The organism is Pediococcus cellicola (assembly GCF_001438655.1).
Classification (GTDB): domain Bacteria; phylum Bacillota; class Bacilli; order Lactobacillales; family Lactobacillaceae; genus Pediococcus; species Pediococcus cellicola.
On the sequence record NZ_JQBR01000001.1, the window covers coordinates 335,136 to 360,895 of the forward strand.

General features: G+C 39.8%; 24 protein-coding genes, 13 tRNA genes, 1 riboswitch and 1 other annotated feature. Of the genes, 10 read left to right on the top strand and 27 right to left on the bottom strand.

What is annotated here, in order from left to right; translation table 11 throughout:
• Positions 1-164: 164 nt before the first annotated feature.
• Both IV80_RS01625 and IV80_RS01630 read left to right on the top strand, forming a co-directional pair.
• Positions 165-1,307, top strand: coding sequence for an MFS transporter (locus IV80_RS01625; RefSeq protein WP_057748521.1), 1,143 nt, complete (start codon positions 165-167; stop codon positions 1,305-1,307).
• An 80-nt stretch (positions 1,308-1,387) separates the two neighbouring features.
• The gene (locus IV80_RS01630) at positions 1,388-3,217 is read left to right on the top strand and encodes a heavy metal translocating P-type ATPase (protein ID WP_057748525.1); all 1,830 of its coding nucleotides are present in this window, start codon (positions 1,388-1,390) and stop codon (positions 3,215-3,217) included.
• Positions 3,218-3,260: 43 nt separating this feature from the next.
• On the opposite strand, the gene IV80_RS01635 is transcribed toward IV80_RS01630, so the two are convergent.
• The gene (locus IV80_RS01635; protein WP_057748529.1) at positions 3,261-3,920 is read right to left on the bottom strand and encodes a deoxynucleoside kinase; all 660 of its coding nucleotides are present in this window, start codon (positions 3,918-3,920) and stop codon (positions 3,261-3,263) included.
• A gap of 288 nt (positions 3,921-4,208) precedes the next feature.
• Positions 4,209-4,685 carry a Rha family transcriptional regulator gene (locus IV80_RS01640; RefSeq protein ID WP_057748532.1) on the bottom strand — a complete coding sequence of 159 codons (477 nt, stop codon included), beginning with the start codon at positions 4,683-4,685 and terminating at the stop codon, positions 4,209-4,211.
• A gap of 491 nt (positions 4,686-5,176) precedes the next feature.
• Between IV80_RS01640 and IV80_RS01645 the strand changes: the two genes are divergently transcribed.
• The 5 genes from IV80_RS01645 (at position 5,177) to IV80_RS01665 (ending at position 7,985) form a co-directional block, all read left to right on the top strand.
• Positions 5,177-5,491: a helix-turn-helix domain-containing protein gene (locus IV80_RS01645; RefSeq protein WP_057748534.1), complete on the top strand. Its 315-nt coding sequence runs from the start codon at positions 5,177-5,179 to the stop codon at positions 5,489-5,491.
• Positions 5,475-5,918: an ImmA/IrrE family metallo-endopeptidase gene (locus tag IV80_RS01650; protein ID WP_057748537.1), complete on the top strand. Its 444-nt coding sequence runs from the start codon at positions 5,475-5,477 to the stop codon at positions 5,916-5,918. Before IV80_RS01645 ends, IV80_RS01650 begins: the two co-directional genes overlap by 17 nt.
• A gap of 71 nt (positions 5,919-5,989) precedes the next feature.
• Positions 5,990-6,787: a toxin Cry1Ac domain D-VI-related protein gene (locus IV80_RS01655; RefSeq protein WP_057748540.1), complete on the top strand. Its 798-nt coding sequence runs from the start codon at positions 5,990-5,992 to the stop codon at positions 6,785-6,787.
• 194 nt (positions 6,788-6,981) lie between these two features.
• Positions 6,982-7,365 carry a tyrosine-type recombinase/integrase gene (locus IV80_RS10255; protein ID WP_420806297.1) on the top strand — a complete coding sequence of 128 codons (384 nt, stop codon included), beginning with the start codon at positions 6,982-6,984 and terminating at the stop codon, positions 7,363-7,365.
• A gap of 95 nt (positions 7,366-7,460) precedes the next feature.
• On the top strand, positions 7,461-7,985 hold the full coding sequence (locus IV80_RS01665) for a site-specific integrase (protein ID WP_057748546.1): 525 nt from the start codon (positions 7,461-7,463) through the stop codon (positions 7,983-7,985).
• Positions 7,986-8,245: 260 nt separating this feature from the next.
• Here IV80_RS01665 and IV80_RS01670 read toward each other — a convergent pair.
• From IV80_RS01670 to IV80_RS01705, 8 genes are all read right to left on the bottom strand, one after another.
• Positions 8,246-8,329 (bottom strand) — tRNA-Leu (locus IV80_RS01670).
• A gap of 153 nt (positions 8,330-8,482) precedes the next feature.
• A complete protein-coding gene (locus tag IV80_RS01675; protein WP_057748548.1) occupies positions 8,483-9,307 on the bottom strand; it encodes a DNA/RNA non-specific endonuclease in 825 nt (274 codons plus the stop codon).
• Positions 9,308-9,449: 142 nt separating this feature from the next.
• Positions 9,450-9,662, bottom strand: a complete 213-nt coding sequence (locus tag IV80_RS01680; RefSeq protein ID WP_057748551.1) for a hypothetical protein — start codon at positions 9,660-9,662, stop codon at positions 9,450-9,452.
• Positions 9,663-9,738: 76 nt separating this feature from the next.
• Positions 9,739-10,017, bottom strand: a complete 279-nt coding sequence (locus IV80_RS01685) for a hypothetical protein (RefSeq protein ID WP_057748554.1) — start codon at positions 10,015-10,017, stop codon at positions 9,739-9,741.
• Between the two features lie 8 nt (positions 10,018-10,025).
• Positions 10,026-10,241 (bottom strand): hypothetical protein, encoded by a 216-nt coding sequence (locus tag IV80_RS01690; protein WP_057748557.1) that lies wholly within the window; start codon positions 10,239-10,241, stop codon positions 10,026-10,028.
• A 19-nt stretch (positions 10,242-10,260) separates the two neighbouring features.
• Positions 10,261-11,076, bottom strand: a complete 816-nt coding sequence (locus IV80_RS01695) for a Cof-type HAD-IIB family hydrolase (RefSeq protein WP_057748660.1) — start codon at positions 11,074-11,076, stop codon at positions 10,261-10,263.
• A 111-nt stretch (positions 11,077-11,187) separates the two neighbouring features.
• Positions 11,188-12,264, bottom strand: a complete 1,077-nt coding sequence (locus IV80_RS01700) for a glycosyltransferase (protein WP_057748560.1) — start codon at positions 12,262-12,264, stop codon at positions 11,188-11,190.
• Between the two features lie 145 nt (positions 12,265-12,409).
• On the bottom strand, positions 12,410-12,868 hold the full coding sequence (locus tag IV80_RS01705) for a universal stress protein (protein ID WP_162259288.1): 459 nt from the start codon (positions 12,866-12,868) through the stop codon (positions 12,410-12,412).
• 129 nt (positions 12,869-12,997) lie between these two features.
• Here IV80_RS01705 and IV80_RS01710 point away from each other — a divergent pair, with 129 nt between their 5' ends.
• The gene (locus tag IV80_RS01710; protein ID WP_057748567.1) at positions 12,998-13,834 is read left to right on the top strand and encodes an NAD(P)H-hydrate dehydratase; all 837 of its coding nucleotides are present in this window, start codon (positions 12,998-13,000) and stop codon (positions 13,832-13,834) included.
• Positions 13,835-13,895: 61 nt separating this feature from the next.
• Here IV80_RS01710 and IV80_RS01715 read toward each other — a convergent pair whose 3' ends face one another.
• The 3 genes from IV80_RS01715 to leuS all read right to left on the bottom strand — a co-directional run bounded on the left by IV80_RS01715 (position 13,896) and on the right by leuS (position 18,899).
• A complete protein-coding gene (locus IV80_RS01715) occupies positions 13,896-14,624 on the bottom strand; it encodes a pseudouridine synthase (RefSeq protein WP_057748570.1) in 729 nt (242 codons plus the stop codon).
• Positions 14,625-14,634: 10 nt separating this feature from the next.
• Positions 14,635-16,314 (bottom strand): putative polysaccharide biosynthesis protein, encoded by a 1,680-nt coding sequence (locus tag IV80_RS01720; protein WP_057748573.1) that lies wholly within the window; start codon positions 16,312-16,314, stop codon positions 14,635-14,637.
• A 167-nt stretch (positions 16,315-16,481) separates the two neighbouring features.
• A complete protein-coding gene (gene leuS, locus IV80_RS01725; RefSeq protein ID WP_057748576.1) occupies positions 16,482-18,899 on the bottom strand; it encodes a leucine--tRNA ligase in 2,418 nt (805 codons plus the stop codon).
• Positions 18,900-18,950: 51 nt separating this feature from the next.
• Positions 18,951-19,165: a binding site (T-box leader), on the bottom strand.
• 98 nt (positions 19,166-19,263) lie between these two features.
• Between leuS and IV80_RS01730 the strand changes: the two genes are divergently transcribed.
• Together IV80_RS01730 and mnmM are read left to right on the top strand one after the other, a co-directional pair.
• Complete coding sequence (locus tag IV80_RS01730; protein WP_057748579.1) at positions 19,264-19,899, top strand: phosphatase PAP2 family protein; 636 nt, start codon at positions 19,264-19,266, stop codon at positions 19,897-19,899.
• Between the two features lie 3 nt (positions 19,900-19,902).
• The gene (gene mnmM / locus IV80_RS01735; RefSeq protein WP_057748582.1) at positions 19,903-20,469 is read left to right on the top strand and encodes a tRNA 5-(aminomethyl)-2-thiouridylate-methyltransferase MnmM; all 567 of its coding nucleotides are present in this window, start codon (positions 19,903-19,905) and stop codon (positions 20,467-20,469) included.
• Between the two features lie 39 nt (positions 20,470-20,508).
• Here mnmM and IV80_RS01740 read toward each other — a convergent pair whose 3' ends face one another.
• The 14 genes from IV80_RS01740 to IV80_RS01810 all read right to left on the bottom strand — a co-directional run bounded on the left by IV80_RS01740 (position 20,509) and on the right by IV80_RS01810 (position 25,702).
• Entirely contained in the window at positions 20,509-21,975 is a 1,467-nt protein-coding gene (locus IV80_RS01740; RefSeq protein WP_057748585.1) for an MDR family MFS transporter, read from the bottom strand.
• Between the two features lie 61 nt (positions 21,976-22,036).
• Positions 22,037-23,224: a methionine adenosyltransferase gene (gene metK / locus IV80_RS01745; protein WP_057748588.1), complete on the bottom strand. Its 1,188-nt coding sequence runs from the start codon at positions 23,222-23,224 to the stop codon at positions 22,037-22,039.
• A riboswitch (SMK box riboswitch) is annotated at positions 23,225-23,308 on the bottom strand.
• 1,324 nt (positions 23,309-24,632) lie between these two features.
• Positions 24,633-24,707 (bottom strand) — tRNA-Asp (locus IV80_RS01755).
• Positions 24,708-24,711: 4 nt separating this feature from the next.
• Positions 24,712-24,785, bottom strand: a tRNA-Met gene (locus tag IV80_RS01760).
• Between the two features lie 24 nt (positions 24,786-24,809).
• Positions 24,810-24,882: transfer RNA gene (locus IV80_RS01765), tRNA-Glu, on the bottom strand.
• Positions 24,883-24,891: 9 nt separating this feature from the next.
• Positions 24,892-24,979 (bottom strand) — tRNA-Ser (locus tag IV80_RS01770).
• A 2-nt stretch (positions 24,980-24,981) separates the two neighbouring features.
• Positions 24,982-25,056 (bottom strand) — tRNA-Ile (locus IV80_RS01775).
• 12 nt (positions 25,057-25,068) lie between these two features.
• A tRNA-Gly gene (locus IV80_RS01780) sits at positions 25,069-25,139 on the bottom strand.
• A 17-nt stretch (positions 25,140-25,156) separates the two neighbouring features.
• Positions 25,157-25,229, bottom strand: a tRNA-Phe gene (locus IV80_RS01785).
• 5 nt (positions 25,230-25,234) lie between these two features.
• Positions 25,235-25,309: transfer RNA gene (locus IV80_RS01790), tRNA-Asp, on the bottom strand.
• A gap of 4 nt (positions 25,310-25,313) precedes the next feature.
• A tRNA-Met gene (locus IV80_RS01795) sits at positions 25,314-25,387 on the bottom strand.
• Between the two features lie 10 nt (positions 25,388-25,397).
• Positions 25,398-25,487 (bottom strand) — tRNA-Ser (locus IV80_RS01800).
• Positions 25,488-25,534: 47 nt separating this feature from the next.
• Positions 25,535-25,608 (bottom strand) — tRNA-Ile (locus IV80_RS01805).
• Between the two features lie 20 nt (positions 25,609-25,628).
• A tRNA-Met gene (locus tag IV80_RS01810) sits at positions 25,629-25,702 on the bottom strand.
• Positions 25,703-25,760 lie beyond the last annotated feature (58 nt).

Consider the following 25,760-nt stretch of genomic DNA (forward strand, 5'->3'; position numbering starts at 1 on the left):
CTACCAGCATTGCAAACTCTTAAACACCAGTCCCACATGTTTTGACCTAATAGTCATTAAACGTGCCCGCTTTTTAAAAAACATTGAATTTTGATAATAGCTATGTAATAGTATGATTAATACTTAATGAGAAAATGATAAGTTATTTGAAGGGTGTTCTGAATATGAAGAATAAAGCAGTTCTATTTACAAATATGTTAGTCAACATGGGAATTGGACTAATTATGCCCATTACGACTCTCTATATCCACGGTACACTACATAAAAGTTTAGTCACTGCAGGTTACGTTCTTTTCTGTTTTTCTGGTGCTATGATGCTTGGTAACCTTATCGGTGGACATCTTTTCGATCACTGGCGACAAAAACCGCTGATGTATTTAAATGGTAGCGGTGTGGTTCTAGCCTTATTACTGTTAGGCCTATTTCCACAGTGGCCCATTTATCCTATCCTAATCACACTTTACGGTTTTTGTTTGGGTGGGTTGAATTCAGCTATTAACGGGTACATTGCTTTTTTGCAAATTGAAGATCCCAATATCTTTAACAATGGATACTGGTTTGCCAGTTTAGGTATGGGCGCAGCGACTTTTCTATCTGGCATTCTATTTGGTGTGAGTATTCGTTTCGTATTTTTCAGTTCCGCTTTTCTTTTCTTGGTGACCACAGTAATTATAAAAATCATGTTTCATCCGGTCCACAAGCACCCCGTGCCTACCCAGAAAAAAGTTGACTCTGACAAGAAAAATCACTTTCTTATCAGCATTTTATTAATCTGCTTCGTAATGGTCGTTATTTGGATTTGCTATGAGCAATGGAACAGTAATGTCTCTGTTTTGATGATTTCAAAACACATTTCTGTGCCAAAATATAGTCTACTATTCACCATTAGTACCATCGAAGTGATTATCGTTCAGCCTTTCATGAACCGCTTTTTTAAGCCTAGTTTTCGTTCAGAAAAAAACCGCATCATTTTAGGATTACTATCCTTTGCGTTTTCTTATTTGGTCATTATTGATACCGGAGATTACTGGCGTTATGTGTTAGGCATTACATTAGTCACTTTTGGTGAGATGCTTGCCCTAATTGCAATCCCAGCCATACTGAATCGTTATGCCAATGACCAAAACCGCGGCACTATTCAATCCTTAGGTAGCTTTTCTGGTTCAATGGGTCGTGCTTTAGGGCCCTTATTTGGCGGTTATTTGATCACTACCTTTAATTATAGTTGGACTTTTTGGGGAATGTTTCTTGTTCACCTCCTTTTAATTTTACCAATTCTATCTTTGCAAAATAAAAAATCCAAATAGCTGGTTTGTCCTAGTAATTTAGTCATGATTCGCCTATAATATAGTTAGAATCATTCTAAATAAGAAGGAAGCTGTATAAAATGAAGCACACCACCAAATTTGCTTTAGTTGTCTTACTGGGTATCTTGGCCCTATTTTTGGAGTTTGCCTTTCATCTTCAATTGGCTGCACAACTTACCATCACAGTTGTTGGCGTCCTGATTGCCATTAGTATGACGCTTGAAATGATTAAGACACTTCGTTCAGGAAAATATGGTGTCGACTTATTAGCCATTACCGCAATCATAGCTACGTTAGCAGTTGGCGAATACTGGGCTAGTATTGTGGTTTTGATCATGTTAACCGGGGGAGATTCTCTGGAAGACTACGCAGCACATAAAGCGGGCAAAGAACTACAAAATCTTTTAGATAACTCCCCACAAACGGCCCACATTCTTGTCAACAATCAATTGACCACCAAACCAGTTGATATTGTTCAGGTCAATGACCAAGTTGTGGTCAAGCCCGGAGAAGTGGTGCCTGTCGATGGTGTCATCAAGTCAGGAACTTCTATCTTTGATGAATCTTCGTTGACGGGTGAGTCAAAGCCAGTTAATAAAGCCGTGGGAGATAGCCTTATGTCAGGTTCTGTCAATGGTGATGGTGCCATTACTATGACAGTTACGAAAGTTGCGGCTGACAGTCAGTATCAGACCATCGTCAAATTAGTTAAAGCTTCAGAGGCACAACCAGCGCATTTTGTACGGTTGGCAGATCGTTATGCCATCCCTTTTACTTTAATTTCCTATTTAATTGCTGGCATTGCCTGGTTTGTCTCTAAAGATCCTGTACGCTTTGCTGAAGTCCTTGTGGTTGCTTCACCCTGTCCTTTAATTTTGGCTGCTCCAATCGCTTTAGTATCTGGAATGAGTAGTGCCAATCGAAATGGGATTATCATAAAAAATGGCACAACCATTGAAAAATTTGCAGCAACAAAAGCCATTGCGTTTGATAAAACTGGTACTTTAACTAAGGGCATTTTAACCATTGACCAGATAAAAAATGAGTCCACCTTTTCAAAATCAGAATTTTTAACCATCGCGGCTAGTGCTGAGCAGCAGTCTAGCCACATCCTGGCACGTTCCATTGTAAATGCCGTTGATACCGAAAAACTTCTTCCCGTTTCTCAAATTCAGGAAGTCACTGGGATGGGAATTACTGCGCAGGTTGCGTCACACAAAGTGAAAATTGGACGAAAAAAATTTGTGTCCGAAGACCCCATTACCGCTCCCAAGCAGACAGCTATTTTCGTCTCAATTGATGATCAGTATGCTGGTTACATCAGTTTTTCTGATCAAATCCGCCCAGAAGCCTCGATTACAATTCAGCAATTAAATCAATTGGGGATTAAAACGACATTAATGATTAGTGGTGATCAAAAAGCCACTGCTAACCTAGTAGGCAACAAAATTGGCATTGCCAAAGTTTACGCGGAATGTTTGCCGAAAGATAAAATTGAAGTCTTAAAGGATCAGGAAGACCACTTGCGACCAGTTGCAATGGTCGGCGATGGTGTAAACGATGCCCCTTCACTAGCAGTAGCTGATGTGGGGATTGCAATGGGAGCTCGAGGTTCCACAGCGGCAAGCGAGTCAGCTGATATTGTGATTTTAAAAGATGATCTGGGTCGTGTATCACGTGCCCTGAGCATTTCACAATATACAATGCGAATTGCCAAACAATCAGTTTTGATCGGTATTTTTATTTGTATTGGCCTTATGCTGATCGCCTCTACTGGTGTCATTCCGGCATTAATTGGCGCCTTCTTTCAAGAAGTCGTAGATACTGTCACTATCCTGTGGGCTTTACTTGCGCACAGAGATAGCAGCCAACTAAAGCAATTGATTGCCCAACAAAAAAATAACGACTAAAAAAACTATCCATAATCAGCAAAAGCTGGTATGGATAGTTTTTTTACATGGCTTGTTCAACATCTTTAGGTTGTCGAATCTTTTTCAATGCTGAATCAATTTGTTTGAGAACCGCATCGACATTTTCAGGTTTTTCAAGATCATATTTTTGCAAATCAATCTTAAGCTTTGGACTTGCATCATAATCACGATACCAATCTTTGTATGCCGACCACATTTTAAAGTAATAGTCTTCAAGTTCTGGATTGTGATCAAATTGTTCATAGTCACGACCACGTTTTTTAATTCGATACAAGATCGTCTCGAAATCTGTTTCAGCATACACCATCAAATCGGGTGCCTTCTTTGGAAGATCGTTTAATTCATTCATCATGTTATCAAGAAGGTTTAAATACACCCCAAATTCGGTATCGGTAATGTTACCCTCTTTATTATTTTCACGTGTAAATAAGGCATCCTCATAAATGGAGCGATCCAACACATTGTTATCATCTGAAAGTGCTTTTTTAATCATTGCAAATCGTTTATTCAAAAAATAAATTTGTAATAAAAAGCCATAACTTTTTTGATCAGAATAATACAATGGCAAAACTGGATTATCACCAACGGGCTCGTAAAAAGCTTTTGATCCATAATGTTCTGCAATCTTTCCGGTCAAGGTTGTTTTTCCAACGCCAATCATTCCTGCTGTAATTATCACCATACAAGGCCCCTCTTTATCTTTAATCAAGATTTAGTATACCATACATTTTCTGCACACAACATCTTGTATTTTATTTCAAATTATGCCATGCCTTAAAGCTACCATGACTTGTAAAACTCATGTGCTTTTCTCACGTTAACTTAAACAAGCAGTAACTAGCATACCACATTTTACTTCCCGTTTACTTTAACAAAAGATGACAAATTCAAAAGAAAAATTTACTACATTTAAAGAAGTCCACTAGAACTACTTTGATTAATTTTTAAAAGCTTTCTGTGCAAAAAGTATTTACTTTCTAGTGTTTTCTAGTACTTTCTTGTGATAACTAAAAATCAGGAATGCCGGTATAAAGGCATTCCTGATTTTAAAAAAGTTCCTATATTGTCCTAAAATGCCCCAGGCAAGTTGTAATGCCTCAGACATGCTATGTGAAATCTGATAGCTGCCAGTACGAACTTGGGATTCCATACGATTAAAGGCTTCAATATATTCAAGCATGAATTCATCAGCTTCACGGCCGGTAAACCCCATGGCGATAAATGAAAAACCGTCACGATTCATATAGAACATTTTGTTAGGTTTTCCACTTCTGTCTTGATAGTTTCCTAAAATAAACATCCTTTTTAATTGGGCTGAATTTTCAGCCGAGCTCATTTTTGTCTCAATCGTTTGAATTACATTTTTATGTTTTTTTCCAAAAAAATTAGCCACTTGCAAACTGCTTGTCACTGCTTGTTGATCTTTCATTACAACTAGATTGTTCATTGCCTATTTCGCCTCCTTATCCTTTTCTGCAGACAGTCTTAGAACATCATCGATACTCACATGAAGATAATCGGATACGCGTTTTAGAGACACAACAGTTGGCGAGGAATCGTTCCACTTGTTAAGCGTCCCGTTTGCCAAGCCTAGGTCACGTTCAATTTTGCGAATTGATGCATTCTGCTCATCTGCAATTTTTTAATTGCTTCATAAATCACTTATCATTCCTCCTTCTTGAAAAAATTTAATTAAATGATCTATAACTATTGCTCTTTGTAGAATATTATTCTACGATAGGCACATAAAAATAAGGCTTAACCAAATCACTTTTATTGCGCTGCTGGGAAACAGTAATAAAAATTGACTTTTGTTTTGCTTTGGAAAAATAAATCACTTAACTACAAGAGCAATTATATAGACCATATTTCTACGCGTCGATAGTAAAATAGAAATATATTCTACACAAAGTTCTTAGAATGGATGGAAATGCCTTTATGACAATATATGCAAGGATTCAAGAAACTGCAAAATTGAAGAATATTTCTATACGTGAATTAGAGACTAAGCTAGGCTTTTCTAACGGCACACTTAGTAAATGGATTGATCGCGCTAATCTCAGTAAACTTAAAAAGGTGGCTGACTACTTGGACGTAACTACGGGATACCTATTAGGAACTGAAAAGCCTGGAACTGTAGACATCAAAAATCCTCAATCGATTGTAATGTACGATGGTAAACCAATTCCAGAAGAAGACATGGAAACAATCCGAAGAATTGTGGAGGGACTACGAAATGCAGATAAAAGATGATGAGCTGGAACAGTCGTTGCTGAACTATGCTTTCGATCATAAAGTGAGGTATAAATTAACTACCGAATTAACTCCTTATGCGCCTTCTTTCACAGAAATGCAGACAGGAACAATCGTGATTAACATGAACTGGCACGATTCTGCTGAAATTCCATTTCAGATAGCACATGAGACCGCACACGTTTTGAATGGCGACAAGCCACTTTATTTTCCAACCGAAGTTTCAAAATCAAAGATTGAGATTAAAGCAAATATTAGGGGGATTGAAATCCTGATGCCTTATTATTGCGCACATCGTACAGAAGAATACGCAGATCCGGTGCAGTTCTGTCATTTCTTTCGAATTCCATCACATTTATTCGATGTCGTGGATTCAAAAATGAAAGAATATTATGGATATAACGATATACAGGCAGGAATGCACTAAAAGGTTTCTGACCTGCCGTACGTCATAAAAAGGCGGAATGGAATATATGTATATTTGGAGGAATTGCACATATGAAAAAAGCAAGCGTATTATTCGTAGCATTGGCATTATCACTATCTCTAGGAGCATGCAGCAGTTCCGCTTCAAAAACGACATCATCAAGTTCTAAGGAAAGCACCTCAAAGAAAGTTTCAAAAGCAAGTAAGCTAAGTGTTGCCAAAGAAGATGTTGAAGTGCTGTTCACCGATTCTAGTATGAAGCAGCTAGATAAGAGAACTGAAAAATCATCCATAACTGCCGTAGACAAGGAAGTTAAGAAGCTTCCCTCTTCTACCGAAAAATCCAAGTTGAGTAAAGATGTTGAAAAGGCAAAGCAGCAATTTAATAGAAGAGTTACAAATCAGGAACAACATCTTGAACTTAATAACGGAACAAAAGTAACGGTAACTAAAGTAAATTGGTACAAACCAAGCTCTGCCTCTACCTGGAACGGAACGTTAAAAATCACAGAAATCGATGTAGCAAAAACTAACCCCTTCTCTTACGATGACGGTGATGGTGACACTACATGTGAAGGAATGATTCAGGTTCACTACTCATACACCACAACTGCTGACGTCACGTTATTTGATGACCAGGCCGTTTTAAGTACAAGTGATGGGCAGCAAGCCGATGTTGACAGTGATGATAGCCGGGACATTGGGGATATTAATTCAGGCGTCACAAAAAAAGGCGTCTCCGTTTTCTTTTTTCAAAAAAGTAACATAGATAAGGTTACATCAATTAGGTTAAAAGCAGATGCAGCGCCACAAGATATTAATAGCGATGATACACACACTTTTGATATAACTGTTCCGTTAGAAAAATAAATTAGTATAAAAAAAGCACATCCCCCACTGTCCAAAGTTAAGGATGCGCAAACAAGTGATACATAGCGATGCATGTCATATATATTTAAATTGTAAATGAAAGGAGGCGATAAATCAATATTTAGCCTGAACAAAGTCTTTGTAGTATTTCCCGCCTAGGTAATACGAAAGGATGAATTATTATGGCTTAAATTATTAAAAGAAAAAACGGTTATACAGTTCGTGCTTATTACAGGTACAACGGTCAACGACGCTCTAAAACTCAGGAGAGCTTCAAAACAAAAAAAGAGGATCAAAACTATGCTACTGAATTGGAACACAGAAAGTTGAATCACGAAATAATGTCCGAAAGTGAAGTTCCTTTTGCTGACTACTTTATTGACTGGTTTGAAACTTATAAGGAGCCGAAAGTGGCATATGCTACGGCTCTCAGATACAGGGCAACTCATCGTGTACTGAAAAAATATTTTGGCAACAGGTTGATGAAAGACATTTCGTATGACGATTATCAGAAATTTTTAAATAATTTTGGAGCAAAGCATTCAAAGACATCGGTCGAAAAAATTCATTTTCAATAGGAGCTGCAGTCAAAGCAGCAGTTCGGCGGGAGCTTTTACGAAAAAATTTCACAGAAGGCGCGGAGCTGTCAGGAAAAGCAGGAAAAGCAGAGGATTTGAAGTTTCTTGAAATTGAAGATATGAAGAAACTCATGAACAATTGTCGCAATGACATTCGTGTTAACAATGTTTCTAAGGTAATGATTGCCACCGCACTGTACACAGGCATGCGACTTGCAGAAGTTGCTGGATTAACCTGGAATTGTGTTAGCTTCAAAAAGCTAAGAATAAAAATCAATAAGACTTACAATTATAATAAAGGTGGCGGATTTAAGCCAACAAAAAATTATAGTTCAAATAGAACTATTGATATTAATCCCGAGTTAGTCAGCATTCTAAAAGAATGGCGTCTAAAGCAGAAAGAATATTTTCTGGCACATGGCATCAAGAATCCAGAAAACTATGTATTCTTAAACGATCGCCAGCATATCATTTCGTACAATGGCGTCAAGAAGGAATTAGACAAGTTGGCAGTCCAACTAGATATTAAATCTGTGACTTTCCACGCCTTACGACACACACATGCAAGTTTCCTAATTGCCAAGGGTGTTTTTCCATATATTACATTTCAAAACGCTTAGGGCACTCATCAATTACTGTGACGCTCGATGTGTACTCATATCTTCTGCGCGACTTTTCAGACGGCGAAACTATCAAGACAATGAAGGCACTTGCGACGATGTAAATGTGTGCCAATGTGTGGCAACTTTTAGTCTTAGTTAGTTTTACTTGGTTAATTATGAATAACAAAAAAATCAGCCGGACCCTTGGTGCAACAAGGATAAGGCTGATTTCATAAGGTTTATAGGGATTCTGAAAAACACGGGAAAATACCCTAAAATGCCCCAGGCAGGATTCGAACCTGTACATGGTTGCCCATACAGCGACCTGAACGCTGCGCGTCTGCCAATTCCGCCACTGGGGCTAAACAACAGTAATTATTTTACACTATATTCTCAAAAATAGAAAGACTTATTCTAAGTTAAAACTAGTGTTGGGCATTGGCAACGCATTTTCAAATTCGTTTAACATCACTACTTACTTGAAACCTAAATGGCACATTCAAACTCATTTTGAATCAAGGATTACTTTCCGCCACACGCATTGAACGGTCAATACGCGATCTACCAGTCGCATAATCAAACTGAACACCTGGTTCAACATTCCACACAAACACATTAAAATTAAGATCCCCATCTGTTGATAAGGCTTGTAAATGATAGCCCACTGGCATAAGATCTTCTTTTTTGAAAACTGTTGATACTTGGTAAATCACACGTTTATTTTGACCCAGAGCCTGACGCACCTTCTCTTCGAAAATCTGCATCGTCCGTTGATTACTAAATTCAGTCTGTGTCGCTAAATTTTGGGGATTATCAATCGATCCTAAAGCACCAGGACGATACCTGCCATCTTGATCAAATTTGCCTGTAATTGAATATGCTAAAAGATGACCACGATTTAAAATTTCCACGCGATGTCCATCCTGGGAAATCGCTTTTTGATGCCATCCAGTTGGACGCCATGCTTGACTGCTTCGCGTACTCGATTTAACCAAATTACGTTGCTCTAGATAGCCGGTTGCCATTGTCGTGCGATTCAATCGATCTAAATCACCATACACAATTTTATTAGTCCGCCAGTCACTTGCTTGCAACTTGCTTTTATTATCATTAACCGTCATGTAGGCCGCATCACCACTTTTAAATGTCAACTGACTTAAATGCGTATCTGCTACATTTTGAATACCCTTATGTTTATTTTTGGCCGATTGCGCCACTTCGATCTGCTCGGTGGCTTGATCAACGATTTTGGTAATCGATTGTCGATTAATTCCCAACAAAGCGGCTGCCAGAAGGATAAGCGTGCTTACCCAGCCTGTCATTTTTCTTCTTTTTTTCAATTCAACCCTACTCCTCTTGAAACTAAAGTAGCTGTTCTCTTCTTAGTGAAAAGAACAGCTAAGTAAAATTTTAAAGGGAAACTATGTTCCCGTCAATTGGAAATTAAAACGAAATGCGCTCACCTTTATAAAAGGGTGGCTACTATCGTTCTTTGACTGGCGTAATCGCATAATCCACAATTAAATTCAGTAACCGTTTTGGAATCCTTTTGTAAACACCAAAATCATAAGATTGTCTCACACTGATTCTGGCAGCTTTGATACCATTCCGCTTCACGTACAAGTAATCACCATCTTGTTGAACCGTTGTCACGTCCAACATTTCTAATTTTTTTATAAAATCATCCGTATGCACGTCTTCGCCCCTCGTTACGCATTCAATAAAAAACGCATAAACCAAATCTGATTCATGCGTCATCTTTTGAAATAGGTCATTTATCAAGCTTCACAATTGTTCCATAGCCTACCACAACAAGAAATTTAGGAGCTACATTAACATTCACAACATTCGTATTAAAATGAACACCGATCAAACCATCGCCGTCTTTTAACTCAGCTCGTTTAGCTAGTTTTTGTTTTGTTTCCTCAATTAATTGGTCAAACATCTGATACTGGTCAATCTCGTCAGCTGCTAACATAATTCGGCTAGTTGCAGAAACGATCCCTACAATCGTATGGCCCACATTTATTTCTTCTGTCGACATGAACATAAAACTTGTCACTCCTTAGGTTTCGTATCTTCTTGTGCGTTTTGCTTACGCATCGCATCAAGCTTTATTTTGAGTTCTATCAATGTGACCACGATAATCGCCACTAAAAAACCGACAATCCACAGACTTGCCAAAAGCCAAAAGGGTAGCTGACTACTCAGAGTCGCCCACACCAATGCAATCGCAATCACTCCTGGGATAGCCACTAATGCTAGTTTTAACATATTAAGCCCTCCCATTCATCTACAAGACAAATTTATGAATGGCTTCTGCAACACCGGTACGGTAGTTATTTTTAGTGACATATTTGGCTAAGTCTTTTGCTTCATTTGTGCCATTAGCGACCACAACCGGCATTCCAACTTTGCGTAACATGGGGAGATCATTGCTATTATCTCCCAACGCCAAAATTTCGTCCTTTTTAATGCCTAAAGATTTAGCTAACTCTAACGTAGCGGTACCCTTATCTGTTCCAAGATGATTAAACTCCGCATACATCCCAGAAGAGTAACTGGCATTTAATTTATTGTCAAATGCTGCCATAACTTCATCGTGCACTTGATGCTGCACGTTTTGATCCGGATTCATGGTAATGACTTTCATTATTTTATCATGTTTAAAAATTGAAAAATCATCCGTATCCATAATTTCGTATTTTACATGCCGTGGCTCTAGATACGCCAAATCTTCTTTGCGTGGATTATAGATATACAATTTATCTACAGTATAGACATGTGTATCATTTTCTGGGTAACGAGAAGTAATGTCAAAAACACCTTTTCCTTCCTCGTAAGTCATTTCATTGGTCTGTAAAATCTGATTATCTTTATTTTCGACAATGGCTCCTCCATTATACGAAATGACAAACTCATTTGACTCTTGGAACAGTCCTAATTTTTTAAGTAAGACTTGCACGGAAGTAAAACTTCTGCCCGTATTGGGGACAAACTTAGCCCCCTTTTTTGAAGCTGCCTTTATAGCTTCAATATTATCCTGAGAAATCTGACCATCTCTACCAAGTAATGTTTCATCTAAATCACTAACGATTAATTTATACATTTGCACCCATCGACTTTCTATTTAACTAACCTTACCATATCGAAAAATGCAGCCGTTTTCAATGCTAATTTTAAGTTTTTCAATTTTTTTCAATAAACTCCCACAGAAAGTCTACAGAATTGCTAACCATTGCTTAACAACAGTATCTACTTGAAAATCTTGAATTCTTTCCAGCGATCTTTTCGCGTACAACCGACGCAAAGGTTCACTATCAATTAATTTGCTTAGCGCTTGAACAAATTCAGAAACGTCCTGACTCTTAGTCAGCAACCCATATTTATTGGCACCCAAGAATTCTGCGGATCCCGTATTTGCCATTGCCACAATGGGTAACCCGAAGCCCATTGCCTCACCAATCACAAGGGGCATTCCTTCCCAGCGTGAGGTGGAGACAAATATAGAAGCTTTTTCATAATGTTCCTGGAGGGCTTCATCCTTCAAAGCACCACGATAAATTATCTTATCAGCTACATCAAATTTTTGAATTAATTTTTCGAAGCTGGCCATTTCCTCTGGTTGGCCCTTACCAGCCATCGCAATTTTCCAATCATCTGGCAAATACTGGGCAGCCTCAAGTAAATAGTCGATGCCCTTATGTTCAATTGCAATTCGAGCCGTAAATGCGATGGTGTGTGCACTTAAATCCGCTTTTTTATCCGGTATTAAAGTCAACGGATTATAAATTTTGACCGTATGTTTATTAAACTGTCGATAATTTTTAAAATCTGATGTGGTCAGCGTAACCACTGTGTCACAAGCTTTTAAGCCGTTAACAAATTCTGTTTGCATAAATTGATAATAGCGTGACATATAGGTTTGGAAATTATTATGCATCCAACCGATTACATGCGTTTTAGGGGCCGCCCGCTTGATTAAAGGCGCAAAACTAGTCGTCAATCCTGCTGCTAAGATGACCGTTTGAAAGTTGCCCTCTTTGATGTAGGTACATAAGTCATCAATTTGATTTTGATAAGTTTCATAAGGCTTTTTACCGAAAAAATTCAAAACTTGACCCGAGGCTGGTCGTTTTGCAACCACTAATTTGGCTTTTAATTCGTAATAGGGTGGCACATTTTCTAAAGAATAGAAAGTGACATCTGTCTGATCAGTCAGCGCATTTCCCAATACAGTTGCTGCACGTTTGACACCGTCCATAACGACATTTTCAAGTACGATTAATATTTTCATATTTATCGATTAGGACATTTCGTAAATCAGTTAGAAGCCGTCCTAATCTTCCCCCTTTCAAACGCATGCTGAATTTTAGGTAAATGAATAGCGGGATTATTCTGCACGAGTCCCGCTACAAAATCCACTTGTAATACTTATAACTCTATCTGACTACCATGACATCCGCTAAGGAATGTTCTAAGATATAGGTACTTGTGGAGCCTAAAAACATCTGTGCAACACGATTGACACCAGTTGCACCAATATATATTAAATCAATGTTTTCTTCTCTTTGAATGGTTTTAGCCAACTCTTCGCGCGGATTGCCAATCTTCACAATGCGCTTGACATCAGCCAAACCTTTTTCCTTCACCTGAGCAACCACATCATCCAAAAGCGATTCTTGCGTTTTTAAGCGATCCTCATCATTGACATCTGTTTCTACAACGCCAAAGCCAATTGAAGTTCTCCCTACCGTAGATAATTGAGGTTTTAAAATTTGTGCAATTGTCAATTTGGCATGGTTTCTTAGCGCGGCATCGACCGCTTTGTCTAAAGCTTTCATCGATGTTTCGGAGCCGTCAATTCCCACGAGAATATTTTGATACTGTTGATCTGCCATGGTACTCATCTCACTTTCCATTTATCTAGTTTCATTGTAGCAAACGCTTACGAATTGTTATAGTAAAAGGCCCTTCTCATTTTATTCTCTCATTGGATTCGGTATACTTAAGCTAAGAGGTGCTGAATTATGCAAAAAATCACACAAGCGTTAGTTGAACAAACAATCAAAAAACGGGCCGTTCATACCCACAAAGGTTCCTTTGGAAAGCTTTTGGTAGTGGGCGGAAATGCACAATTTGGAGGCGCAATTATTCTAACTAGCAGTGCGGCCATTTATTCAGGCTGTGGCTTGGTTACTACGGCAACAGATCCATCCAATTTTGCCAGCCTACACGCGCGCCTTCCAGAAACGATGGTAATCGACATACATCAGCAAACCGCCATCACCGAAATGCTGAAAAAAGTCACGGGTGTGGTCATCGGCCCTGGACTAGGTGAAACGACACTGGCCTTACAAACGTTACAAACCGTGTTTCAATCGATTGAGGCCTCACAATTTCTCATCATAGATGGGTCAGCTATTGACTTAATTGCTACTCACACTCTCGACCTCCCAAAGGCTCACCTCATTTTTACCCCTCATGAAATGGAGTGGCAACGCCTCTCGGGCATTCCAATTGCCTCACAAACAGAGAGTCGAAACAAACAAGTCCAAAAGCAATTGCAGGCTACGATTGTGTTAAAGAAGCATCACACTGAAATCTATACTGACGCTGCAACTTATCAACTTACCTTAGGCGGCCCGGCAATGGCGACTGGCGGTATGGGTGATACTCTTGCTGGAATGATTGGTGGCTTTGTGACGCAATTTTCCAATACGCCCCTTAATGCTATTTTAAGTGCCACTTATTTACACAGTTTTATTGCAGATGAACTGGGACAAAGCCAATACGTCACTTTACCCCACCAAATCATTAAAAGAATTCCGCAAGTCATGTGGCAATTTTCAAATGCAAACCATTAAAAAAACGTCGCATCCCTAACAGAGTAGGTTTACTCAGCTAGGTGTGTGACGTTTTTTATTTTTATGCGTTCGTCAAAGCCATCAGATCATCAACCTCAGCCTGGCTCAATTCGCGATAATTTCCAGGTAAAAGGCCTACATCAATGGCAAGTGATCCCATTTTAATACGTTGAAGATGAACCACTCTTTGTCCAATGGCACCAAACATGCGTCTAATCTGGTGGTATTTCCCTTCTTGAATCTCTATGGTAACTTCCGTCGTATCTTCAAGCTTATTATAGTTAAGAATCTGAAGGGCAGCTCCCTGAAGCTGCGTCCCATCCTTAAGGGTTATTCCCTTAGCAAATTCTTCAATGGTATCGGCACTTAATTTGCCAGTTACTGTTGCCTCATACGTTTTTTTGACGTGATGTGCTGGTGACAATAACTTGTGGGCCAAGTCTCCGTCATTTGTAATGAGTACCAAACCTTCCGTATCCTTATCCAACCGGCCTACTGGAAATAAATCTGAACGATAATCCGATTTATTAAATAAATCCATTACTGTTTTTTGATGACGATCCGTCGACGCTGAAATCACGCCAAGAGGTTTGTTTAAAAGATAGTAGTAATGAACTTGATACGCAACCTCCCGCTCTCCAAGTTTGACGAGATCTTGTCCCGGCGTTACCTGAGTTTTTCCGGATATAACCCTGTGCGTATTCAAAGTCACCACCCCTTTTTTTATTAATTGGGTGATCTGACTTCGTGTGCCAATATTCATTTGGTGTAAAAACTTGTCAATTCGCATTTTGTACTCCTTAATGAATTCGTAATAAGCGTCGAATTCGTTCCACTCGATCTCCTAGCATCATATCAGCTAACCGCGTCTTTAAAGCAATATAGAGATAGACGAAACCGCCCAAACAAGCCGCCAAAACACAAACTAAAAGTGCAATTAGCTTACTATACGGATCCAAGAATAAATAACTGACACGAACAACGACGCTGGCCACGGCAAACACAATCAAACTGAAAACCAAAATACCAGCAAAAGGTTTACTCATTCTGCGATACCCAATTCCATACTCCTGATTTAAATGTCGGAGAATTAAGCCACTGACAATGGCAAAGCCAATCGCTGTAGAAATCAAAGGTCCCATTGCGCCCAAATAAGCTACCAAAGGAAACTGCAATGCAAATTTAACCACGGTGCCTATGGCAAAGTAGCCCACTGCTCGCACGTTTTCAGAAATGCCCTGCATAATAGCTGCAATGACTGTGAATAGTCCTAAGATAATTGATACATAGGCGGAAAGTTCTAAGACCAGTGTTCCAATGACATCATAATGGTAAAACAGTGTGTTCAGCGGCTGCGCAATGGCGGCCATCCCCAATGCAGACGGAATCATGAAAAATGAAAATAAAAGTAACGCATCAGTCACTTGATTATTGATTTCGCGTTTATTTCCACGGGTTTTTGCCTCTGAAAGCATGGGTACCGCCGTAATCGCCATGGCTGAACCAAGTGAAACGACGATCATGACCAACTTATTCGAGTTAAACGCAAAGTATGCATATAACGTATTTACCAACCGCGTGGAATAATTAAAGGCCTGTTGCATAATATTGAAAAAGGTGAATTGATCAATCAATTGAAAAATTGTAATCGCAGAACCAATAATAATAAACGGTGTGGCCTGCGCAATAATTTCTTTGTAAAGCTGCTTAGTGGGAATCGCCAATTCCTGCTTACTATTTTCTGCAAGTTCTCTTAGTCGAGAGCGATGCCGCAAGTAGTAAAGAAACAAGACAAATATGCCTCCAATGGCACCAATAAATGCAGCAAAGGTCGATTGTGAGACCGCACTGACCCAGTTACCATGTTGCACTCGCATAATAATAAAAGCACTGATCAACATGTAAGCCACGCGGGCTAACTGTTCTACAAACTGAGAGATCGCAGAAGGCGCCATTTCCTGATAGCCTTGAAAGAAGCCTCGCGTTAAACTCATGGTTGGAATAATTAAAACTGCCCAAGCCAACGAGTGCAAAGTTGGCACCACATTGGGATCACTATTTGAAAAAAGTGGTGCTCCAAAATACAAAACTAACGCACACACAATCCCGGTTGCCCCTGATAATAATAACCCACGCTTATACAAACGCTGACCCACGGCAAACTCGTTCATCGTATTATAATGTGCTACCTGTTTGGCCACAGCTGAGGGGATCCCAGCAATTGCAGCAATTAAAAAGAAACTATAAATGTTATATCCCTTAGCAAAAAGCGCATTCGCTTCGTCACTCATACTCCCGAACCAAATGACCCACGGAATAATATAAATTGCGCCTAATAGCCGCGACAAAATACTTCCGGCCGTCATCCAAGCCGAACCTTCAATTAATTTATCTTTCGAAGTTGATTCTTTACTTGTTTTACGAAGCGGTTGGAAACCTGCCTCGGTTGCTTTAGATTTCTCTTGAGGCGTTTCAGCCATAATTTATCGCCCTACTTTCGATTACTCAATCTTAACCATTTTATCATTACTGAAGCGCAATTCAAATTTAAATTTACTTTGTAAGTAAATCTCAAACTTATTCCCAGATAAAAAAATAATTAGTCAAAAGGATGCCTTTTGACTAATTATTTTAGTTAAGTTCATAACTAGTTTGCAACTACGTTTACAATTTTATTTGGAATCGCAATCACCTTACGTACCGTTTTATCAGAAAGCCATTCTTGCAAGGTCGGATCTGCCAAAGCTAACTTCTCTAATTCAGCCTTATCCGTATCCTTCGCAACTTTTAAATGCGACCGCACTTTTCCATTGACTTGCAAAACAATCTGCACAGTAGCTTCTTCTAATTTGCTAGCATCATATGTCGGCCATTTCTCATAAGTAATGGTACCATCGTGTCCTAGGAGTTGCCACAATTCTTCTGCCACATGAGGGACCACTGGTGAAAGCATTTTGACAAAGCCTTCCATGTACGTTAGCGGAAGTGCAGAAGCTTTATAACAATCATTCACAAAGACCATCATTTGTGAAATCGCAGTATTGAAATGTAACTGTTCAAAATCTTCAGTTACCTTCTTGACAGTTTGGTTGTAAACCTTGTCCAAACTACCATCATTAATGGTTGTGACACGATCGCGCAAATGATTATTTTCATCGATCATCAAGCGCCAAACACGTTCAATCCACTTCTCACTTCCGTGAATGCCATCTTCACTCCAAGCTACTGATTCTGTTAAAGGACCCATGAACATCTCGTATAAACGCAGCGTATCAGCACCATATTGATCCACAATATCATCTGGATTAATCACGTTACCCTTAGACTTCGACATTTTTTCATGATTATCACCAAGGATCATCCCTTGATTGACCAACTTTTCGAAAGGTTCTTTGGTTGGCACAACCCCAAGATCATAAAGAACCTTGTGCCAGAAACGCGCATACAATAAATGTAAGACTGCGTGCTCAGCTCCACCAATATAAAGGTCTACTGGCAACCACTCTTTAAGGAGGTCTTGATCAGCAATTTGGTTATTATTTTTTGGATCAATGTAACGTAAATAATACCAAGAACTACCAGCCCACTGTGGCATTGTATTAGTCTCACGACGCCCCTTACGACCGTTCTCATCTACCACATTGACCCAGTCCTTAAGGTTGGCCAATGGGCTTTCACGTGTGCCTGAAGTTTGTAAATCTTTGGCAGCTGGCAACTTTAGAGGTAATTCATCCTCTGGAACAAGGGTCGTTTCACCGTCTTCCCAATGAATGACAGGAATTGGTTCTCCCCAGTATCGTTGACGTGAAAAGATCCAGTCACGAAGTCGGTAATTCACTTTTTTCTTTCCAACGCCTTTATCTTCCAACCAGTCTAACATTCTTTGAATCGCGGTCGGTTTGTCTAGTCCATCTAAAAAGTCAGAATTGATATGCACGCCATCGTCCGTATAGGCAGCGTCTTCTACATTTCCACCCTCAATAACCGGTTTAATTGGAAGATCAAATTTCTTAGCAAACTCCCAATCACGCTGATCGTGAGCAGGAACTGCCATGATGGCACCCGTACCATAGGAAGCTAAAACGTAATCTGCAATCCAAATCGGTAATTTTTCACCATTAACGGGGTTAATGCCATATGCACCGGTAAAGACACCCGTTTTATCTTTATTCAAATCCGTTCGTTCCAAATCAGATTTTGTTTCAATCTTCTTTTCATAAGCTTCCACAGCGGCTTTTTGAGCGTCTGTCGTGATTTTTTTAACCAGCTTATGTTCTGGAGCAATAACCATATAACTTGCGCCAAACAGCGTATCAGGACGTGTGGTGTATACTTCGATTTCTTCATCGGTATTTTCAACTTTAAAATTAATGCTTGCACCAGTTGAGCGACCAATCCAATTACGTTGCATTTCTTTAATGCTTTCTGGCCAGTCAATCAAATCCAAATCATCCAACAAACGGTCCGCATAAGCCGTAATTTTTAGCATCCATTGTTTCATTGGGACACGATAAACAGGATAGCCACCACGTTCCGTCTTGCCGTTAACGACCTCTTCATTAGCTACAACAGTCCCGCCCATCATGTCAGGTGCCCAGTTAACTAAGGTTTCTTTTTCGTAGGCCAAGCCCTTTTTATACATTTGTTCAAAAATCCACTGGGTCCACTTGTAAAAGTTAGGATCCGTTGTGTTAATTTCGCGATCCCAATCGTAGGAAAATCCTAACGAACGAATTTGACGTTTGAAGTTTTTAATATTCTGTGCGGTAAACTCGCGCGGATTGTGTCCTGTCTTCAGGGCATACTGTTCTGCTGGTAAGCCAAACGCATCCCAGCCCATTGGATGTAAAACTTTGTAGCCTTCCATACGTTTAAAGCGTGCCATGATATCCGTAGCCGTATAACCTTCCGGATGGCCCACATGCAATCCCTGTCCAGACGGGTAAGGGAACATGTCCAAAACATAATATTTAGGCTTATCCTCTGCTGAATTTGTTTTAAAAGTCTTGTGTTCACGCCAGTAATGTTGCCACTTGCGTTCAATTATTTCATGATTGTATGCCAATTTTTCCACCCTTTCTAAATAAAAAAGCCTATAAGATATCTATAAAATATCTTATAGGACGAAAATTTCCGCGGTACCACCTATATTTACGATTGATTAATTCAGTCGAACTCTTCATTTCTTAACGCGAAATCACGTTACCAACTACTATTTTCATCAGTAAAATTTAAAAAGATGAGTTCAGCGTAAAACCAATCTATACTCACATTGCCCGTATAGTTTCTGAAAAAGCCTCTACGCTTACTAATTCTTTTCAAGTACTTATTAATGGACTAATCCTATCAAATTCACACTAAAAAAGCAAGACGAGTTTCTAAAATCTGCTATACTAGAAGCGCGTTAACAAAATTTGAAGGAGAAAAAAATGCCCTCAACAAAACAATTACATCATTGGTTAGCGATCGGAATGACCACCGGAATTGTGTTTGTAATCCTGGCTGCTTTGGTTACTAGTCAAAGTCCGTTCGTAACTGGCTTTGATCACTTCATTTCTGAAAGTATTCAAGCCAATCGAACAGCATTAAAAACGCATTTCTTTTTAGTTATAACTAGCTTAGGTAATCCTCTGCCACATATTGGCTTTATCTTGTTACTGGTTACCTGGCTAGTTTATCGAAAGTATTATCGTTATCTGAGTTTCGCTACTCTCAGCATTTTACTAGGGACTTTAGGCAATCAAGGCATTAAACTCCTACTGACACGCTCACGCCCTTTGCACAAACTCATTTCAATTGGTGGGTATAGTTTCCCTAGTGGGCACTCTACTGCCAGTGCCGTCTTTTTCGGCACACTCATTGTGATATCTTTTTTTCTAATCAAGAATCAAACAAAACGCTGGCTATTTGATAGCATCGCCACCCTACTAGCCCTATTGATTGGTATATCCCGTATTTATTTGAACGTCCATTATCCAACCGATGTTTTGGGTGGCTTTCTTTTGGGCATTACAATCGTCAGTTTGTCAGCTTATCTGATTCTACCTACTAGAAAGGAGCCGTAGTTCATGAATTTAGAATCTGCTTTACGTTTTAGTCATACCCTACTCGACCAGGTTGTCCAGCAGGGAGATACCGTCATTGATGCCACCGTTGGCAACGGGAATGATACGATTTATTTAGCCAGTGCCGTTGGCAAAACCGGCCGTGTCTACGGGTTTGACGTGCAACAAGCCGCACTTGACACTACAAAAACGCAGTTAGTTTTAACCGGCTTATTACCCCAGACCACGCTTATTCACGATGGTCACGAAAATTTGAGTGTTCACTTACCAAGTGAAACAACGCTTGCCGCCGCAATCTTTAATCTAGGTTACTTACCCGGAAGTGACAAGCAAACCATTACACACGGCAAAACCACAATTAGTGCTGTGCAACAGTGCTTAACCTATTTGCAGCGCGGTGGTTTGGTGGTAATTGTCAGTTATTATGGTCATCCAGGAGGAAAAGAAGAATTATCGGAACTTAAAACCTTCTTGCAAGCCTTGCCACAGAAACAATTTCAGGTTTTGAATTATCAATTTATTAATCAGCAAAATGAACCTCCAATTCTTTTCGCCATTCAAAAACGCTAAAATAAAAAAGCAATGAGATTTTTCACGATCTCATTGCTTTTAATTTTGGCTAGAGTTACGGTGATCCACCGCATTTATCACGATTGCAATCACGATTAGAAAGACACCAGCTAAATAAATATTGTGGAGTGCTTGGTATAAAATAGTTCGTAATGTCGGCAAAAGCTTAGTCGGTAAAGCTGTAGCAGTTTGAGGATTGATAAGTTTATTCATCATTCCTAAATTAACATTCGCATGTTGTGCAATCCCGGCGTTCATTGTGCCATTCATAATGATTCCAAAAACAGACATCATGATCGTTTGTCCAAGTGTTCTGGCTAACGTATTGAAGGAAGTGGCAACCCCCATATCCTTTATATCTACCAACCGTTGTGACGTTACTGTTGTAGATGTAATCGTAATTCCAAACCCAACACCAAGTATTGAAGAAATCACGAAGAACAACCAAAATGGTGTTGTTTGCGGCAAAAGGCTTAACCATAAACTTCCAACCAACAACAACGTTAAACTAATCATCAAGGTTTGTTTCGGCGTTAATTTCAAAATAAATTTACCAGCTAAAAATGAACCCAGAATCCACATCACCGAACTTGGCGTCACAGCAAATCCAGCAAGTGACGCTGGCAATCCTAAAATTCCCTGTGTCCATGTGGGGATATAAACTTCAAATCCAATTAAGAATCCAGAAACTAACATGGTGGCTAAGTTTTGGGTAATAAACGTGCGATTCTTGAATAATCTCAAAGAAATAATGGGGTCTGCTGCCTTTTGCTCGCGCTTAATAAATAAAGCAACCGCAATTACAGTGACAACAAAGCAAGCAATGACCATAGTCCATGTAAAGTTAGCCTCACCAAGCACTTGAAAGCCATACATTAAACTTAAAAGTGCAATGGTCAACCATAACGTCCCAAGATAATCGATTTTAGTTGAGACCACATGCGGATCCTCGTGTAAATACAATGCAATCAAGGCCACGGTCAGTAGGCCAATGGGAATATTAATGAAAAACACCCAATGCCAAGTAAGATGATCGACGATAAAACCACCCAGCAGAGGTGCCACAATCGCGGCAATCCCCCAAGCAGCCCCATTGAAGCCCATCACCCGTGCGCGTTTCTCAAACGAATAAATATCCGCAATAATGGTATTGGAAACTGGCATGATACAGCCAGCACCAACGCCTTGTAAAGCACGCCATCCAATTAAGGTAGGCATAGAGTTGGCAGTCCCACTAAGCGTTGATCCTAAAATAAAGATCATAATTCCAATAATGAAAATTCGTTTTCGACCGAATAAATCCGCTAATTTTCCATAAATTGGTGTTGCCACTGCATTGGTTAACAAATAAATGGATACAATCCAGTTCATTAAGTTAACTCCGTGTAGATCACCAACAATAGTTGGCATTGCTGTAGAGACAATGGTCCCTTCCACAGCTGTCAAAAACGTTGCGACAAAAATGGCAATCGTAACTAAAGTGACATTTGTTTTCTTTGCTGTCATTTCTTCACACTCCGTCTAAAAAATCTCTTCTACGTGACAGCAGAAGAGATTTTATTAATCATTACTTTAATAATTCTTTTAATGCGTCAACTTTATCTGTATGTTCCCAAGGTAAGTCGATATCGGTACGACCGAAATGACCATAGGCAGCCGTCTTTTTATAGATGGGACGTTGCAAATCGAGCATCTTAATAATTCCAGCTGGACGTAAGTCAAACACTTTTCGAATAGCTGCAGCTAAGTCTTCTTCAGAGACAGTCCCTGTTCCAAAAGTATCTACAGAAACTGAAACAGGCTGTGCAACCCCAATAGCGTAGGCTAACTGTACTTCAACCTTGTGAGCAAAACCAGCCGCCACAATGTTTTTGGCAATATAGCGTGCGGCATAACTTGCAGAACGGTCAACTTTAGTGGCATCCTTTCCAGAAAAGGCACCACCCCCATGACGGGCAAAACCTCCATAAGTATCCACAATAATCTTACGACCTGTCAAACCAGCATCCCCTTGTGGACCACCGATAACGAAACGGCCGGTTGGATTAATGAAATACTTTGTTTTGTCATCCAATAAATTTGCAGGAATAACTGGCTTAATAATATGTTCAATGACATCTTTACGGATGGTTTCCAGCAGGACATTAGGATCGTGTTGCGTACTTAAAACAACTGTATCTACCCGAACTGGCTTTTCATTGTCATCATATTCAACCGTAACTTCTGCCTTGGCATCAGGACGCAAGTATTGCAGCTCGCCAGATTTACGAACAGCTGCCGTCTTTTGCATCAAATGATGGCTTAGCATAATTGGAAGTGGCATTAATTCAGGAGTCTCATCAATGGCAAAGCCAAACATAAGTCCTTGATCACCAGCACCAATCTTATCTAATGGGTCAGATTCGCCTTCTTTTTCTTCTAAAGACTCATCAACACCTTGTGCGATATCTGGAGATTGTTCATCAATTGCGACCATAACGGCACAATTATCACCATCAAAGCCGTATTCGCCATCTTTATATCCAATTTCCTTAATAGTTTGACGAACCGTCTTTTGAATATCCACATAAGCAGTGGTACTAATTTCACCAACCACAACAACCAATCCAGTTGTAACTGTGGTCTCACAAGCCACACGTGCCTGTGGATCTTGCGCTAGCATAGCATCTAAAATTGCGTCACTAATTTGATCAGCAATTTTATCTGGATGCCCTTCTGAAACGGACTCAGAAGTAAATAAATGTCTTTCCTGCATCTTGAAAATTTCCCCCTTAATTAAATACGGTTACAAGGCATCTTTGCAATTAAGCAAATCCTTTCGGGAACAAAAATTACGTTTGTTCAATGTTATATAACCCGTGCTTTTCAAACTCACATTTCTCTCATAACCTGCTTTGAAAGCGACTATGAAAAAATGCAAGTCATCCTAACAAGTTTATCACAAATGAAAATCCTTTAAAAGACAGATTTTAGTTGACGTTGCTCCTAACTTTGTTTACGATTGAGTTATTTGACACAGGAGAAATCATTCATGCAAACAATTCATTTATCCGCATCTAACAAAAAAACTATGTTGCCGGTGTTTATGACTCTAATCCAAACTCTTTCAGTTTGGTTAATTCCAACGGTCTATAGTCGTCAAGTTAACACAGCTATTCAACACACTTTTAACAACCAGTTCTTGTTAATCTTATTTATTTTTATGTTTAACTTCTTAGTGTTCGACCGACTGACTAATAAAATATCAGTACCCATTTTTTTGAGTATGGCAGGCATTAGCGTTTTAATTGCAGCACTTAGCTTTTCCAAGGTTTCACCGACAATTAGCTTATTGCTCTTTACATGTCTTCTTACGCTAATCACTTTTTTCCTCCCATTTAAAACAAATTGGCCTGGACTGATTTTATTTACACTGAGTACTTCATTTATTCTTCCTGAAAGCTTATTTTATATTCAATGTGGTTTCTTATCTAAAAGTTTTTTGACGAGTTTACTTGTTCCTACCCTAGGCACCTTATTTTTCTTTTTTCCTTTCTTTAGTAATCGATTCGTTCACAAAGAGATTTATCGTCTAATTATTGGACTAACCGTGGTCTTGACTTTTTTGTTTATAGGGATTACATCCCACACCCTTTTGGCATGCATCCTCTTGTTAGTTTCTTGGCTTTCAGGAGTGCTTTTTAATCAAATCAAACTAGATTTATTGATTAATATTTTTCTCAATCTCTTATTTTCGGTGCTACTCATCCTTTAGAAAGTGTGGGAAAAAGTGTTTTGACTTCGCACACCTGACGTTAGCTACGCATCTAAAATCTCTAAAGCGATAAGTTATTAAGGCAGTCCAGAAGACCAAATGAGGCGTTTGTTATTCATAGCTAGACGGAATCCTCGATTTCGACTATTAAAATTCAGAGACAGAAAGAGACTGGGGTATATCCTCAGCCTCTATTTTTTCTCTTGGATTTATCACTTAAGCTAAGTATCCGTAAACAAATTATTTTTTAGTATCGTGATATGTTTGGTACCTTTTGTGCCGTCATTTCATCTTCAAAGTGCCATCCATATGACTTGCCAAGGGTTCTTAAAACACAAAAAACGTTAGAAGCAATCGGCCTCTAACGTTATCTTAGATTAAAATTATAAAGCGAATCGATCATATCCGACGGTTCCAACGAGACTCGAACTCGTGATCTCCTGCGTGACAGGCAGGCGTCCTAAACCAACTAGACCATGGAACCATAATTGCGGGAGCAGGGTTTGAACCTGCGACCTTCGGGTTATGAGCCCGACGAGCTACCAGACTGCTCCATCCCGCGATAATTTAATATATTATATGAAAATGACCCGTACGGGATTCGAACCCATGTTACTGCCGTGAAAGGGCAGTGTCTTAAACCACTTGACCAACGGGTCATATAAAAACGGAGAAGGAGGGATTTGAACCCTCGCGCCGCTTACGCGACCTACACCCTTAGCAGGGGCGCCTCTTCAGCCACTTGAGTACTTCTCCAATGGGCCTAAATGGACTTGAACCATCGACCTCACGCTTATCAGGCGTGCGCTCTAAACCAGCTGAGCTATAGGCCCCTTATAGAAAAAAGCGGGTGACGAGAATCGGACTCGCGACAACAGCTTGGAAGGCTGTGATTTTACCACTAAACTACACCCGCATAAAATTAGGCTTAGATGGCGCGGGACAGAATCGAACTGCCGACACATGGAGCTTCAATCCATTGCTCTACCGACTGAGCTACCGAGCCATTAACGGTTCCAACGAGACTCGAACTCGTGATCTCCTGCGTGACAGGCAGGCGTCCTAAACCAACTAGACCATGGAACCATAATTGCGGGAGCAGGGTTTGAACCTGCGACCTTCGGGTTATGAGCCCGACGAGCTACCAGACTGCTCCATCCCGCGATAATTAAAAAGGAGGATGAGAGATTCGAACTCTCGCGTGGTTTGACCCACCTGACGGTTTTCAAGACCGTTCCCTTCAGCCAGACTTGGGTAATCCTCCATAACAATATACGGTTTTCATGTCCTCAATATATCCATAACAACAGATGGACCTTGTAGGACTCGAACCTACGACCGAACGGTTATGAGCCGTCTGCTCTAACCAACTGAGCTAAAGGTCCAAGTTCGTATATAAAACCTATCGCGGCGGGGGGGATCGAACCCTCGACCTCCCGGGTATGAACCGGACGCTCTAGCCAGCTGAGCTACACCGCGATCTAATTTAAATGTAAAAAAACATTTAATCGGGAAGACAGGATTCGAACCTGCGACC